We start from the raw sequence: 14,325 nt of genomic DNA on the forward strand, positions 1-14,325 counted from the left end.
CTGCACCCGCCCACCGACACGTCCTGCGCCTTCGCGCGGGGCGTGCCTGACCGCGCTTGAACTGGATCCACCATGACTGCTTTCGATAAACACCAGGTTTCCCGCTTCCGTTTCGTCCGCTGCGAATTCGCCGCGGATACCGGCGTGGCCAAGCTGGTCTACGCCTTCGACGACGGCCCGGAGATGGTGGAAACCATCACCGTGCCCGGCGCCCCGTTCGTGCTGGACGAGGCGCGTGCGGCCGCGGTGCAGCGTGCGCTGCAGCTGCTGCACCTGATCGCCGGTGTCAGCTACTACAAGGCGGGCGTGCCGGAGACGGTCAGCATCGACAGCTATGCCATCGATGCCGAGACCGCGGCGCTGGTGGAAACGGTCTTCCTCAACGGCCTGGGTGAATTCGCCTACCGCAACGGCCTGAACCTGCGCGGGCGTTTCCGCCTGCCGGTGCAGGGCGACGCGGTGCAGGCGCCGGTGCTGGGCCTGCAGCCGCATGCGTTGGTGGCCATCGGCGGCGGCAAGGATTCGCTGGTCAGCATCGAAGCGCTGCGCCGTGCCGGCGTGGACGAGACGGTGACCTGGATCGGCGGTTCGCAGCTGATCCGCGCCTGTGCCGAGCGCACCGGCCTGCCGACCCTGAACCTGGGCCGCGCGCTGGCGCCGGAGCTGTTCGAGCTGAACCGCCAGGGCGCGTGGAACGGGCATATCCCGGTCACTGCGGTGAACTCGGCGATCATGGTGCTGGCCGCGCTGCTGCAGGGCGTGGACCAAGTGGTGTTCTCCAACGAGCGTTCGGCCAGCTACGGCAGCCAGATTCCGGGCACCGGCGAAGTGAACCACCAGTGGTCCAAGGGCTGGGCGTTCGAGCAGGCCTTCGGCAACCACGTGCAGAAGCAGGTGGCCGCCGATCTGCAGTACTACTCGCTGCTGCGCCCGATGTCCGAGCTGGCGGTGGCCCGCCAGTTCGCCAAGAGCGATTTCTACGACGCGCATTTCTCCAGCTGCAACCGCAACTTCCACATCCTCGGCGAGCGCCCGGTGAACCGCTGGTGCGGCGTCTGCCCCAAGTGCCACTTCGTGTTCCTGGCGCTGGCCCCGTTCATGCCCAAGACCCGCCTGGTGCGCATCTTCGGTCGCAACCTGCTGGACGACGCCGGCCAGGCCGGTGGCTTCGACGCGCTGCTGGAGTTCCAGGACCACAAGCCGTTTGAATGCGTGGGCGAAGGCCGCGAATCGCGCGCGGCGATGGCGACCCTGGCGCAGCGCCCGGAATGGAAGGAAGACGTGCTGGTGAAGCGCTTCTGCAACGAGATCCAGCCGCAGCTGGATGCCGCTGAACTGGAACTGGCACCGCTGCTGCAGCTGCAGGGCGAGCACCGCATTCCGGCCGCGCTGTGGGAACGTGTGCGTGAAGATTTCACAGCTTGAACGAAAGCGGGTTGCGCTGTGGGGCTGGGGGCGTGAGGGCCGCGCGGCGTTTGCCGTGCTGCGCGCGCGCCTGCCTGCGCTGGCCCTGAGCCTGTTCTGCCCGGCCGCCGAGGCCGAGGCGGCGCGTGCGGAAACGCAGGGTCAGCTGGACGTGCGTGGCGAGCCCTCTGCCGAGGCGCTGGCCGCGTTCGACGTGGTGATCAAGTCGCCCGGCATCAGCCCCTACCAGCCGATCGCGCTGGCGGCGGCAGGGCAGGGCACGGCCTTCATCGGTGGCACCGCGCTGTGGTTTGCCGAACACGCGGCTGAAGATGGCATCGTGCACGACACCGTGTGCGTGACCGGCACCAAGGGCAAGAGCACCACCACCGCGCTGGTTGCGCACCTGCTGCGCGCGGCCGGCCACCGCACCGGACTGGTCGGCAACATCGGCCTGCCGTTGCTGGAAGTGCTGGACCCGCAGCCCGCGCCCGCGTACTGGGCGGTGGAGCTGTCCAGCTACCAGACCGGCGAAGTGGCACGCAGTGGCGCCCGCCCGCAGGTGGCGGTGGTGCTGAACCTGTTCCCGGAACACCTGGACTGGCACGGCAGCGAGCAGCGCTATATCGAGGACAAGCTGCGGCTGGTGACCGAGGCTGCGCCGCGCATCGCCGTGCTCAACGCCGCCGATCCGCACCTGGCCGCGCTCTCGTTGCCCGACAGCGACGTGGTCTGGTTCAACCAGCCGCAGGGCTGGCATATGCGCGGCGACATCGTGCACCGTGGCGAACAGCCCGTGTTCGATACCCGCAACACACCGCTGCCGGGCCGCCACAACCGCGGCAACCTGTGCGCGGTGCTGGCCGCGCTGGAAGCACTGGGCCTGGATGCCGTGGCGCTGGCACCGGCGGTGCAGGATTTCCGCCCGCTGCCCAACCGCCTGCAGCGCATCGGCGCGGCCGATGGCCTGACCTACGTCAACGATTCGATCAGCACCACGCCGCACGCCAGCCTGGCCGCGCTGGAATGTTTCGCCGGCCAGCGCATCGCGCTGCTGGTGGGCGGGCACGACCGTGGCCTGGACTGGACCGATTTCATGCAGCACATGGCGCACGACGTGCCGCCGGTGGAGATCGTGACCATGGGCAGCAACGGCCCGCGCATCCACGCGATGCTGCAGCCGCTGGCCGATGCCGGCCGCTTCGGCCTGCACGCGGCCGGCGACCTGCCTGAAGCGATGGCGCTGGCACGCGCGGCGCTCGGTGCGCAGGGCGGGGTGGTGCTGCTGTCGCCGGGCGCGCCGAGTTTCGGTGCCTACCGCGATTACGTGGCCCGCGGCCGCCATTTTGCCGAGCTGGCCGGGTTCGAGCCGGACAGCATCAGCGCGATTCCGGGCCTGGGCATCGCATGATCTACCCGCCCGGGGTCGGATCCCTTTCCGCAGGAAAGGGCCCTGACCCCGGCGCGTTGCAGGGGCGCGTTACGATGCGCACATTCCCGGACGGATTCGAGAAGCCCGATGTGCACCTTCATCACCCTGTTCCTGCCCACCTCGTTTGCGCACGTTGACGCCGCCGCGATCATGGAGCGTAGTGGCCGTTGCCTGTTCGCGCAGGATTCGCCCAGCCTGCAGGCCGCGGTCGGGCCCGGCTGGCAGCCGTGGCTGAGCGCCGCGCACTGCGATTGCGGCACGGCGCTGGCGTCGGCGCAGGCCGAGCCGGAATGGAAGGGCGATGCCGACCGCTGGCGAAAGAAGGGCTGGAGCGAAGCGAAGATCGCCCGCGCGCTGGCCGAGCAGTTGGCGCGACATGCGCAGGATCAACAGCTGCGTCGCGATAAAGCCCTGGGCGATGCCGGGCAGTGGTTGCAGCGCATCGATGCCCTGCTGCAGCCCGGGGCCGCGCGCATTGGCCTGCTGGTACGCGACTACGACGGCGCGGTGGGCGCCCGGCAGCCGGCGCCGCCGGAACGCCATTGGTCGCGGGGCCAGTTGGCCGCAGCGGATCTGCTGGCGCTCGCGCCGGGCACGTTGCATTGGATCGAGCGCGGGTGAGACCGTTATCCACGCATGGCGTGGATCTACTATTCAATCGACGTCCTGATCGATGAACGCGTAATCGCCCTCCATCAGCTGCTGCAGGTACGCATCGAAGCTGGGCGCGATGACCGCATAACTGTCCGGATCATGCAGGTAGCGAACCACCTGGCCGACGGTGCCGCCCGGTGCCGGGTCGAAATCCAGGTAGAGCATCGAGGTGCCGCCGTTGTTCATGCAGTGCGAGAAGCACAGGCGGCGGTCCATCGGCAGATCGGCGTCGATGCCATCGCCGAGGATCTCCGGCTCGTCGTCCAGCCATTCCTCGTAGATGGACCGGATGCTGTCGTCCCACTGCTGCTGGTCTTCGAAGATCTGCGCGACCGAGCGCAGGTAGTAGGGATAGCCGCCGTCCTCGACGTCCGAACCCAGCATGTAGACCACGACCTTGCCGCCGGGATACTCGCGGAAGTGCGTGCCATCCACCCGCGACAGCAACGCCAGCAGGCTCTCGGGCACCAGCGGCCACTGCGCGCGCAGGCCCTGCAGATCCTCGGCACTGGCGCCCTGGACGTGCGCCCATTGCGCTGCGTCCTCGGCCGGCAGGCGTGGGACAAGGCCAGACAGAAAGCGATCAACAAGGTTCATGCAATAAAGGGGGACGGAGGGGACCAGGTCGTATCCAACCACACCTGCGTCACGTCGCCAATGCAGAATGCGACCCGGGAGGGCGTTCTGCGACTTGATTCCCTCCGTCCCCTTTTCATTGGAGCAGGCGCATGAACCGATGGCGTTGTGGTGTGGCGATGGTGCTGGGGCTGGCGGCGATGCCGGCCTGGGCGGCGATGAAGACCCAGCCGGTGGAATGGAAGCACGAGGGCACGACGTTCAGTGGCGTGCTGGTCTATGACGACGGCGACAACGACAAGCGCCCGGGCCTGGTGATGGTGCCCAACTGGAAGGGCGTGAATGAGTCGGCCATCGAGAAGGCCAAGCAGCTGGCCGGCGATGACTACGTAGTGCTGGTGGCCGACGTGTACGGCAAGGGCGTGCGGCCGAAGACCGATGCCGAGGCCGGCCCGGTGGCGACCAAGCTGCGCAACGACCGGCCGCTGCTGCGTGCGCGTGCGCTGGAAGCGGTGAACGTGCTCAAGGCCCAGGCCGGCAAGGCGCCGCTGGATGCCAGCCGGATCGGTGCGGTGGGATTCTGCTTCGGCGGCACCACGGTGCTGGAACTGGCCCGCGCCGGTGCGCCGCTGGCGGGTGTGGTCAGCCTGCACGGTGGGCTGGGTTCGCCGCTGCCTGCACAGGCCGGTGGCAGCCATCCGTCGGTGCTGGTGCTCAACGGCGCCGACGACAAGAGCGTGACCGCCGAGGACATTGGCAGCTTCCAGAAGGAAATGGACGCGGCCAAGGTCGATTGGGAATTCACCAATTACAGCGGCGCGGTGCACTGCTTCGCCGAGCGCGATGCCAACAGCCCGCCGGGCTGCCAGTACAACGAACGGGCGGCCAAGCGCGCGTGGAAGGCGCTGGATGAGTTCTTCGAGGAGCGGTTCCGGTAATCAAAGGCGTGCCGACCAACGGTCGGCACCTACCACCGCTTTGGGTGGGTGCCGACCGTTGGTCGGCACTACCGGTCAATGCGAGCGCTGCACCGCGTAACGGGCCAGGCCGCGCAGGGCTGCAACGGCATCGTTGTCGCCCAGGCCGTCGAGCGCGCGTTCGGCGGCGTCGGCGTATTCCTCGGCACGGCGGCGGCTGTAATCCAGGCCACCGGTGGCGCGGATGGCCGCCAGCACTTCCGGCATGGCCGAGGCGTCGCCGTCCTGCACGATGCTGCGCAGGCGCTCGCGGGTCGCGTCGTCCGAATGGGCCATGGCGTGGATCAGCGGCAGGGTCGCCTTGCCTTCGGCCAGGTCGTCGCCCAGGTTCTTGCCCAGTTCCTCGGCGTTGGCCGAGTAATCCAGCACGTCATCGGCAATCTGGAAGGCGTAGCCCAGGTTCATGCCGTAGTCGTACAGGGCCTGCTGGGTGGCTTCGTCCACGCCGCTGGCCAGCGCGCCCAGGCGGGTGCCGGCAGCGAACAGCACGGCGGTCTTGCGCTCGATCACGCGCAGGTAGGCCGCTTCGTCGGTGTCCGGGTTGTGCACGTGCAGCAGCTGCAGCACTTCGCCTTCGGCGATGCGGTTGGTGGTGTCAGCCAGGATCCGCATGACCGGCATGCGGTCCAGTTCCACCATCAGCTGGAAGCTGCGCGAATACAGGAAGTCACCCACCAGCACGCTCGGCGCGTTGCCCCACAGGGCATTGGCGGTGCTGCGGCCGCGTCGCAGGCTGGATTCGTCCACCACGTCGTCGTGCAGCAGGGTCGAGGTGTGGATGAACTCGATGATCGCCGCCAGCTGGTGGTGCTCCGGTCCGGCCTGGCCGACCGCGTGGCCGGCCAGCATCACCAGCATCGGGCGCAGGCGCTTGCCGCCGGCGGAAATGATGTGGTCGGCGATCTGGTTGATCAGTACGACGTCCGAGGACAGCCGGTCCCGGATCAGGGCATCGACGGCGGCCATGTCGGCCGCAGCAAGCGACTGGATCTGGGGCAGGCCCAGGGCGGGACGGGTGTCTTCGGTGATGGTCATGCGATCAGGCTTTCAGGCTCACCGCCAATTATAGGGTCTGGCCGTGAAATCGGGCGGAAACCGGCACGACCGGCCATTTCGCAGGCCGTTGGCCGGCGCTGCGGCGTGAATACGTATGCAGGCAGCGCCATGCCCCGGAAGCCACCGCTAAGCTTGCTGGAGTTGGTTTTCGGCCCGCTTCCGGTGGGTCCCGCATGCCCGGAGGGGGGCTGTCGATGTCGCACAATCCATGGTGGCGCGGAGCCGTCATCTACCAGATCTACCCGCGCAGCTACCTCGACGCCAGCGGCGACGGGGTGGGCGACCTGCCGGGCATCATCCAGCGCCTGGACCACATCGCGGCGCTGGGCGCCGATGCGATCTGGATCTCGCCGTTCTTCAAGTCGCCGATGGCCGATTTCGGCTATGACATCGCCGATTACCGCGATGTCGACCCGCTGTTCGGCAGCCTGGAGGACTTCGACCGCCTGCTGGCCAAGGCGCATGGCCTGGGTCTGAAGGTGATGATCGACCAGGTGCTCAGCCACACCTCGCTCGAGCATGCCTGGTTCCGCGAGAGCCGCCAGGACCGCACCAACCCCAAGGCCAACTGGTACGTGTGGGCCGACCCGCGTGAAGACGGCACCCCGCCCAACAACTGGCTGTCGCTGTTCGGTGGCGGTGCCTGGCAGTGGGAGCCGCGCCGCGAGCAGTACTACCTGCACAACTTCCTGGTCGACCAGCCGGACCTGAACTTCCACAACCCGGACGTGCAGCAGGCCACCCTGGACAACGTGCGGTTCTGGCTGGACCGTGGCGTGGACGGCTTCCGCCTGGACGCCATCAACTTCTGCTTCCACGACGCGCAGCTGCGCGACAACCCGCCCAAGCCGGCGGACAAGCGCGTGGGCCGCGGTTTCAGCCCGGACAACCCGTACGCGTACCAGTACCACTACTACAACAACACCCAGCCGGAAAACCTGCCGTTCCTGGAGCAGCTGCGCGCGCTGCTGGACGAGTACCCGGGGGCGGTGAGCCTGGGCGAGATCTCCTCGGAGGACTCGCTGGCCACCACCGCCGAGTACACCCAGGACGGCCGCCTGCACATGGGCTACAGCTTCGAGCTGCTGGTGGACGACTACAGCGCGGCCTACATCCGCGACACGGTTTCGCGCCTGGAAGCGGTGATGACCGAGGGCTGGCCGTGCTGGGCCGTGTCCAACCATGACGTGGAGCGGGCCGTGAGCCGCTGGGGCGGCCGCCCGTCCGACCCGCGCCTGGCCCGCATGCTGGTGGCGATGCTGTGCAGCCTGCGCGGCTCGGTCTGCCTGTACCAGGGCGAGGAACTGGGCCTGGCCGAGGCCGAGGTGGCCTTCGAGGACCTGCAGGACCCCTACGGCATCACCTTCTGGCCGAACTTCAAGGGGCGCGACGGCTGCCGCACGCCGATGCCCTGGACCGACGCCCCGTTGGCCGGCTTCACCACCGGCAAGCCCTGGCTGCCGATCCCGGCCGAGCACCGGGCGGCGGCGGTGGCGGTGCAGGACGCCGACCCGGGTTCGGTCCTGACGGCCTTCCGGGCCTTCCTGGCCTGGCGGCGGACCCAGCCGACCCTGCAGCACGGGGACATCCGTTTCCTGGACAGTGCCGAGCCAGTGCTGCTGTTCGAGCGTATGCTTGCAGATGAAACCCTCCTGCTGGCCTTCAACCTGTCGGCCGAGGCGGTCAGCCATCCGCTGCCGGCCGGTACCTGGCAGCAGCTGGACGTGCCGGGCCCGGATGCGGGCACGGTCGAGGACACTGAACTGCGGCTGCCGCCGCGCGCGGTGTATTGCGCACGACGCAGCTGACCGATTTCTCCGGTGGCGGTACTTGCGGGGACGGGGCCGAAGCGCCCCGTCCCTTTTTTGTGGGTGGCTGTTGGCCGTCACTTTCCAACTATTGGAATGGAATCGGCCGGGATGGGCGTGGACACTGGTGGCGCCTACATGGTGGACCTCCGATGCGTTCCTTTGCTTCCCTGACCCGAGTGTTGTTGCTGGCAGTGGCGCTTTCCGCTGCATGCCCCCTCTCCGCCACACCCATCGTGATCGTGGGGCCCGCGCTGGAGGATGCCTTTGAGGGGTCTGACGTGGTACCTGGCCTGAAGCAGCTGCTCGGGCCGGAGTACCTGGCGTTCCGGCGCAACTTCGATGAGTCGGCGGTGCCGGTGCCGTTGAAGGATGGGGGCCTGCTGCTTGATGGGTGGCGATTGGGGTTTCCCTCACATCACGCAGCTGCCGTGGTGGTCTACCCCGATGGGACGCTGCATGCGGCCTACTACAACGCTGAAGATCGAGCGGCGCGGTACTTCTCCACATCGGGTGGACTTCAGCACCGCGCACTGCTGGTTTGGGCAAAGCGATTTGACCTGCCTCTGGATCAATCGCCTTCCCCTCACCGTTCTGTGGAAGAGACTCCCAGAGCATCCGTGCTGGCAGTGCCGAGTTTGGAAGAGCAGGCAGCCATGCGATCGGTGGCCGCCGCGATCTGGTCTGCCGAGCTGGCCTCGGGTTGGAACATGAATACCGAAGTGGGGCGCGTTCTCGGTGAGGCCACCAAGCAGATCATGGACTGCTCTGCCGCCTTCAGCCTCGTGCCAAAGCCTGCGGGCTGGGTGCCAGGTTGGGCGTATGTTGCGCAGACATCGGTCCAGATCGTCGCCTATGTCACGGGTGCGTCGGCGCATAGGGTCTACCGATCCTGTGTCATTGCTACCGCCAGTCGCCAGCGCTCGTTCATCGAGTTTGCCTCGGGCGGGTTCTGAGCACGGAGCGAGGGCATCGTGTGGGAACTGCTGGGCCAGATTGTTTCCGTTGTCCTCAACAATGTGGGCCACGCGCTTGGCAGGTTCAGTGGTCGTGTCTTGCTGGCGCTGATGCTGGTCATTGCGATCAGCTGCGCCTTTCTCATCCCGTAATCTTCTGGCGGGCGCATCCACGCATGGCGTGGATCTACTGGAGGAGTTTGGTCTTGGTGGGTGCGGACCTTTGGTCCGCACGGGGCGCAAGAAGAAAACCCGCTGCCTGCGCAGCGGGTTTCCGGTCCTGCTCCCCTTGTTGCGTCGCCGGGCATGGCCCGGCGCTGCCGATGGGTTGCCGGCAGCGGCCGGCACTACCGATCTTGGTCAGAACTTGTAGTTCACGCCCAGCACGTAGGTGCGGCCCCACTCGATGTATTCCAGCGGGCGGTCCTTGGTACCGGCGTAGGTGCGATACGGTTCATTGGTCAGGTTGCTTCCCTGGAGCAGCAGGGTCAGGCCACGCATGGCGCTGCTGTCGCTGAAGGTGTAGCTGATCTGCGCATCGGTCACGTTCTCGCCCACCACGTAGCGCAGCGTGCGGTTGCCGTTGAAGTTGCCGATCTCACCGATGAAGTCCGAACGACGGCGCTGGCTCACGCGTGCTTCAAAACCGTTGCGCTCGAAGTAGGCGGTGAAGTTGTACACGCGGTCGGACAGGCCGGGCAGGCTGATCGGATCCGAACCCACGCTGGAGGCGCTTTCCGGGTCGAGGATCTTGATGTCGCTCTTGTTGAAGGTGGCGCTGGCCTGCACGCCGAAGCCACGCAGGCTCTCGGTCAGCATGTCCAGCGGGAACGATGCGGTCAGTTCCAGGCCCTTCAGCGTGCCGCCCTTGCCGTTTTCCGGGGTGGAGAACGTACCGGTGGTCAGCACCGGCACGGTCATGCCCGGCGGCGGCACGTAGCTGCCCAGCAGGTCGGTGAAGTCGTAGTCGTCCACCGACTGGGTGTAGACGTAGCTCTTCAGGTCCTTGTAGAAGATCGCGGCAGCCACGTAGGCCTTTTCACCGAAGTACTTTTCGTAGGACAGGTCGAGCGCGGTGGCGCGCCACGGATCCAGCAGCGGGTTGCCGCCGCTGCCGCCGGGCTTGCCGGTGGCGGTATCCACGCCGAATTCCAGGCCGGCACGCATCTGGTCCACGCGCGGGCGCGCGACCTGCTTGGCCGCGGCGAAGCGTAGCGTCTGCTGGTGCGGGAACATGAAGGCCAGGTTCAAGCTCGGCAGCCAGTCGTTGTAGGTCTTGCCGTTGGAATACGGCTGGATGTTGCTGCCGGCCGGCTGCGAGCTGTCCCAGTAGCGCGAATCCGAGCTCTGGTCGGTGTGCTGCATCTGCACGCCGATGTTGCCGCGCACGCCCACTTCACCGATGTCGGTGTTGAGGTTCAGGCGCGCCCAGGCGGTGGTGATCTTTTCCTGCACGACCCACGACTTCGGGATCAGGTAATCGAGGTTGTCGACCGGATCGAAGGTCATGTAGCGGCCGACGGCCGCCGGCACGTTCCAGGCCGGGATGTAGCCGATGCCGGCAAAGCCCAGGTTGACCGGCGAATACTGCAGGTCCGAGGCGATGTTGGCATCGCCCTGTGCGCCCAGCAGGATGTTGCCTTCGGACTGGGTCTTCACCTTGCGGCGGTCGGCGTAGTTCACGCCCACATCGATGTCCGGCGCCCACGAGGCGATGGCCTCGGGCAGGGCGATGGTCGCGGCCAGCTTGGCACCCTTCAGGCGGTCTTCCACCTGCGGCACCTTGCCGTAGCCGGAGCCGTAGATGGTGTTGGTCAGGAACAGCGCATCGGGATTGGAGTAATCCAGGCCCGGGGTGATCTGCGAGAAGCCATTCGGACGGATCTGCAGGCCGATGGTGTCCAGCTGCGGCATCGGGGTGAGCTGCAGGTTGTTTTCCAGGTTCAGCTCATCACGCGTGGCCTTGGAGTAGTTCACATCGGCGACCAGCTTGACGCTGCCGAAGGTGAACTCGTTGTTCCAGCCGAACGCGTCGATCTTGTCCTTGCGCTTGTTGTACATGCCGCGCACCAGCGGGTACACGCCGCTGGCGGTGCCACCGGTGAAGGTGCCATCGGCGTTGACCTGCGGGTTGCTGATCAGCAGGCCCGGGGTATAGCCACCGTTGTAGTTGCTCAGGTTGAGCTCGAACTGGTTGGCGGTGTCGATCTGCTCGGCTTCGGTGTGGAACGCATCGAAGGTGCTGGTCCAGGCGTTGTTCGGCCGGAACTGGATGGTGGCCATCACGCCGTCGCGCTTGTTGTTGCCGGTACGGCGCAGCGCCTTGATGCCATCGGAGAAGTAGGTACCCGCAGCCACGCCCGGACGGTTGCCGTTGGTGGTCTGCTCGGTGGTCCACGGCTCGTACAGGCCGACCTGGTTTTCCTGGATCGGGTTGTCGCTGTGCGCGTAGCCGATCGAGATGCCCAGGGTCTTGTCGAAGAACTGGTCGATGTAGCTGGCGCTGAAGCGGTTGCCGAATTCATCGACGTTGGCGGCTTCGCCGAGCGAGCTCTTCTGCAGGCGGCCGCTCACCGCGATCACGCGGTCGGGGAAGCTGAGCGGACGCACGGTCTGCATGTCGATGGTGCCTGACAGGCCCTGGCCGACCAGGGCTGCGTCCGGGGTCTTGTAGACGGTCACGCCGTTGACCAGTTCCGAGGGGTACTGGTCGAACTCGACGCTGCGGTTGTCGCCGGTGCTGACCACTTCACGCCCGTTGAGCAGGGTGGTGGCGAAGTCGGGCGACAGGCCGCGCACGCTGATGACCTGGGCACGGCCGGCCACGCGCTGGGCGGCCAGGCCGGGCAGGCGGCCCAGCGACTCGGCGATGCTGACGTCGGGCAGCTTGCCGATGTCTTCGGCCGAGATCGCTTCGACCACCGAGGTGGCGTCCTGCTTGATCGCGATGGCGTTCTCGATGCCGCGGCGGATGCCGGTGACCTGCACGGTGTCCAGGTTGGTGGCGGACGTACCGGTGGTGGTGGCGGTTTCGGTGGACTGCGTGGACTGTGCCGATGCCAGTGACGGCACCAGTACAACGGCCAGCGCCAGACTCAGCGCGGTGCGCTTGTGGTTCAACATTTTCCCCTCCCAGGCAATGTTGTAGAGCATCTTGTGGTCGTCCCGGCGGTGCCGTGGACGTGCGACGCGGTGGCCGCTGTCGTCGCCGCTATGGTAGGCAGCGGCTTCTCCGCGGGAATCACCCTGCATACGTATTCAATGGCTTTCACAGCGTTGTAATCGATTCCAGTGCCCGTATCCCGGCGCTGGGCGCCGCCGCCCGAGCGTGGGCTCGGGCGCTACCGTCTAGAGCCGAGCCCATGCTCGGCTGCGTTTCCATCGGCCCGCGATTCAGAGCGGGGTGAACCGGATCGCCTGGCCACCGCCCGGTGCCAGCACCAGGGTCAGTGCATCGGCGCTGGTCACCTCGCGCGTCTCGCGCTTGAACGCGAACGGATTGCTGCGGAAATCCGCGCCTTCGCCATCGCGGTAGATCTCGGCGCGGTAGCGCACGCCCGGCTCCAGGAAGCTCAGCGACACCGGCAGCACACGGCCGTGCTCATCGGTGATGCTGCCCAGGAACCAGTCGCGGCTGTTGCGGTCGCGGCGCACGATGGTCACGTAGTCGCCCACTTCGCCATCGAGCACGCGGCTCTGTTCCCAGTCCACCGCCACGTCCTCGATGAAGCGGAACGCCTCGCGGTGCTGCAGGTAATGCTCGGGCAGATCGGCGGCCATCTGGATCGGGCTGTACAGCACCACGTACAGCGCCAGCTGGCGGGCCAGCGTGCTTGGAATGGCCTGGCCGTGGCGGCCCTTCAGGCTGAGGATGCCGGGCGTGTAATCGAACGGCCCGGCCAGCATGCGGGTGAACACCAGGTTGACCTCGTGTTCGGGCGGGTTCGGCGGCTGGCCCCAGGCGTTGTATTCCATGCCCCGCGCGCCTTCGCGCGAGATCCAGTTCGGGTAGGTGCGGCGCAGGCCGGTGTCCTTGATCGGCTCGTGCGGGTTCACCGACAGGTGCCGCTGTGCGGCTTCCTGCACCACCTTCAGATGGTGGCGGGCCATGAACTGGCCGTCGTGCCACTCGCGCCACAGCGGGCCGCCGGCCGGATTGCGGCGGTCGATCTGGCCGTCATCGCAGACGTAGCCGGTCTTGAACTGGTCCACGCCCAGCCGCGCATACAGGTCCAGCGCGGCGCCCAGCTGGTCCTCGTAATGCTCGATGGCGCAGCCGGTTTCATGGTGGCCGATAAGGTGCACGCCCTTCTTCAGGCCGTAGGCGGACAGCGCCTCGATATCGAAATCGGGCGTGGCACGGGTGAAATCGAAGTCGTAACCGTTGCCCACCCACATGCCGTCCCAGCCGGGATTCCAGCCTTCCACCAGTACGCCGCGGAAGCCGTGAGCAGCGGCGAAGTCGATCACCTTCTTCGTCTTGGCGGTGGTGGCGGCATGCTTCGGGCCGGTCGCCCAGCTTTCGTTATCCAGGTGCATCGACCACCACACGCCCAGATACTTGGCCGGCTTCACCCAGCTGACGTCGCCCAGCGCATTGGGCTCGTTGAGGTTGAGGATCAGGTCCGACTCGACCAGGCCACCGGCACGGTCGGCGATCTGCAGGGTGCGCCACGGCGTGGCGAAGGGCAGGGCGCGGCGCACTTTCCAGCCTTCGGCCGAGGGCGAAAGCTGCGCGCGCAGGCGCTGGCCCTCGGTGCGGCGCAGCCACATGCCGGCGTAGTCCACCAGCGCGGCCTCGTGGATGGCCACGTGCAGGCCGTCGTGGCTGCGCAGGGTCATCGGCGTGTGCACCAGCGGCGCTTCACGCAGCGGCGTGCGCTGGTAAAGGTACTCGTAGTGGATCGGTTCGCCGGCCGGAATCCACCAGGCGGTCGAGTCGGGCGCGATGGCGAACTCGGTCAGTTCGTCATCGATGATCGCCTCGCGCAGGTTGGGCTGCTCGGGGAACACATAGCGGAAGCCGAGGCCGTCGTCGTACACGCGGAACACCACGTCCAGGCGGCGCTTGCTGCCGGTGGTCTCGGCCAGCTGCACGGTCAGTTCGTTGAAGTGGTTGCGGGTGACCCGGCGCTCGCCCCAGGGCTGTTCCCACGTATCATCGACGCTGCGCCGCTGCTGGCCGAGCAGGGCAAAATCGCGGTCGAGGCGGCCGTCGCGCAGTTCGAAGCCGAGCTTGGAATCGGCCACCACGGGTTCGCCGAAACGTTCGACGCGGTAGCGCGCGGTGCCACCGTCCAGCACCAGGCTGACCGTGAGCACCTTGCCCGGTGATTCAACGCTGGCGACCTGTGGCGCAGCCTGGGCCAGGGTGGCCAGGCCCAGCAGGGCCAGCCCGAACAGATGCGCGAACACCGCGCGTAGTGCAGCAGCTGAAGCCGGCATTTCCCCTCCCAAGGCGC

General features: G+C 67.1%; 11 protein-coding genes. 7 read left to right on the forward strand and 4 right to left on the reverse strand.

The features are described 5' to 3' along the window. Positions 1 to 72 precede the first annotated feature (72 nt). The 3 genes from murL to NQ204_RS11335 all read left to right on the forward strand — a co-directional run bounded on the left by murL (position 73) and on the right by NQ204_RS11335 (position 3,457). Positions 73 to 1,425, forward strand: coding sequence for a UDP-N-acetyl-alpha-D-muramoyl-L-alanyl-L-glutamate epimerase (gene murL, locus NQ204_RS11325; protein ID WP_116864411.1), 1,353 nt, complete (start codon positions 73 to 75; stop codon positions 1,423 to 1,425). After that, a complete protein-coding gene (murD, locus tag NQ204_RS11330) occupies positions 1,406 to 2,815 on the forward strand; it encodes a UDP-N-acetylmuramoyl-L-alanine--D-glutamate ligase (RefSeq protein ID WP_116864422.1) in 1,410 nt (469 codons plus the stop codon). The genes murL and murD overlap by 20 nt, the downstream gene beginning before the upstream one ends. 108 nt (positions 2,816 to 2,923) lie before the next feature. Further along, entirely contained in the window at positions 2,924 to 3,457 is a 534-nt protein-coding gene (locus tag NQ204_RS11335; protein ID WP_116864412.1) for a hypothetical protein, read from the forward strand. 33 nt (positions 3,458 to 3,490) lie between these two features. Here NQ204_RS11335 and NQ204_RS11340 read toward each other — a convergent pair whose 3' ends face one another. Further along, entirely contained in the window at positions 3,491 to 4,087 is a 597-nt protein-coding gene (locus NQ204_RS11340) for an SMI1/KNR4 family protein (protein ID WP_116864413.1), read from the reverse strand. A gap of 131 nt (positions 4,088 to 4,218) precedes the next feature. On the opposite strand from NQ204_RS11340, the gene NQ204_RS11345 reads away from it, so the two are divergent. Then, positions 4,219 to 5,004 carry a dienelactone hydrolase family protein gene (locus NQ204_RS11345; RefSeq protein WP_116864414.1) on the forward strand — a complete coding sequence of 262 codons (786 nt, stop codon included), beginning with the start codon at positions 4,219 to 4,221 and terminating at the stop codon, positions 5,002 to 5,004. A gap of 75 nt (positions 5,005 to 5,079) precedes the next feature. Here the strand turns inward: NQ204_RS11345 and NQ204_RS11350 are convergent, their stop codons facing one another. Next, positions 5,080 to 6,078 (reverse strand): polyprenyl synthetase family protein, encoded by a 999-nt coding sequence (locus NQ204_RS11350; protein ID WP_116864415.1) that lies wholly within the window; start codon positions 6,076 to 6,078, stop codon positions 5,080 to 5,082. 215 nt (positions 6,079 to 6,293) lie between these two features. Here NQ204_RS11350 and NQ204_RS11355 point away from each other — a divergent pair, with 215 nt between their 5' ends. From NQ204_RS11355 to NQ204_RS11365, 3 genes are all read left to right on the forward strand, one after another. Then, positions 6,294 to 7,907: an alpha-glucosidase family protein gene (locus NQ204_RS11355; protein WP_256643902.1), complete on the forward strand. Its 1,614-nt coding sequence runs from the start codon at positions 6,294 to 6,296 to the stop codon at positions 7,905 to 7,907. Between the two features lie 152 nt (positions 7,908 to 8,059). Further along, positions 8,060 to 8,863 (forward strand): hypothetical protein, encoded by an 804-nt coding sequence (locus NQ204_RS11360; protein WP_256643903.1) that lies wholly within the window; start codon positions 8,060 to 8,062, stop codon positions 8,861 to 8,863. An 18-nt stretch (positions 8,864 to 8,881) separates the two neighbouring features. Further along, on the forward strand, positions 8,882 to 9,016 hold the full coding sequence (locus NQ204_RS11365) for a hypothetical protein (RefSeq protein WP_256643904.1): 135 nt from the start codon (positions 8,882 to 8,884) through the stop codon (positions 9,014 to 9,016). A gap of 207 nt (positions 9,017 to 9,223) precedes the next feature. On the opposite strand, the gene NQ204_RS11370 is transcribed toward NQ204_RS11365, so the two are convergent. Next, positions 9,224 to 11,986, reverse strand: a complete 2,763-nt coding sequence (locus tag NQ204_RS11370) for a TonB-dependent receptor (protein ID WP_165835726.1) — start codon at positions 11,984 to 11,986, stop codon at positions 9,224 to 9,226. A gap of 270 nt (positions 11,987 to 12,256) precedes the next feature. Next, complete coding sequence (locus NQ204_RS11375; protein ID WP_256643905.1) at positions 12,257 to 14,308, reverse strand: glycoside hydrolase family 97 protein; 2,052 nt, start codon at positions 14,306 to 14,308, stop codon at positions 12,257 to 12,259. Between the last annotated feature and the right edge of the window lie 17 nt (positions 14,309 to 14,325).

This window comes from Stenotrophomonas testudinis (assembly GCF_024499815.1).
In the GTDB taxonomy this organism is placed as follows: domain Bacteria; phylum Pseudomonadota; class Gammaproteobacteria; order Xanthomonadales; family Xanthomonadaceae; genus Stenotrophomonas.

What these genes read in the sequence shown, in the direction of transcription:
- murL (WP_116864411.1), top strand. Translation starts at nt 73, where the DNA reads ATGACTGCTTTCGATAAACACCAGGTTTCCCGCTTCCGTTTCGTCCGC.
- NQ204_RS11335 (WP_116864412.1), top strand. Translation starts at nt 2,924, where the DNA reads ATGTGCACCTTCATCACCCTGTTCCTGCCCACCTCGTTTGCGCACGTT.
- NQ204_RS11340 (WP_116864413.1), bottom strand. Translation starts at nt 4,087, where the DNA reads ATGAACCTTGTTGATCGCTTTCTGTCTGGCCTTGTCCCACGCCTGCCG.
- NQ204_RS11345 (WP_116864414.1), top strand. Translation starts at nt 4,219, where the DNA reads ATGAACCGATGGCGTTGTGGTGTGGCGATGGTGCTGGGGCTGGCGGCG.
- NQ204_RS11350 (WP_116864415.1), bottom strand. Translation starts at nt 6,078, where the DNA reads ATGACCATCACCGAAGACACCCGTCCCGCCCTGGGCCTGCCCCAGATC.
- NQ204_RS11355 (WP_256643902.1), top strand. Translation starts at nt 6,294, where the DNA reads ATGTCGCACAATCCATGGTGGCGCGGAGCCGTCATCTACCAGATCTAC.
- NQ204_RS11360 (WP_256643903.1), top strand. Translation starts at nt 8,060, where the DNA reads ATGCGTTCCTTTGCTTCCCTGACCCGAGTGTTGTTGCTGGCAGTGGCG.
- NQ204_RS11370 (WP_165835726.1), bottom strand. Translation starts at nt 11,986, where the DNA reads ATGTTGAACCACAAGCGCACCGCGCTGAGTCTGGCGCTGGCCGTTGTA.
- NQ204_RS11375 (WP_256643905.1), bottom strand. Translation starts at nt 14,308, where the DNA reads ATGCCGGCTTCAGCTGCTGCACTACGCGCGGTGTTCGCGCATCTGTTC.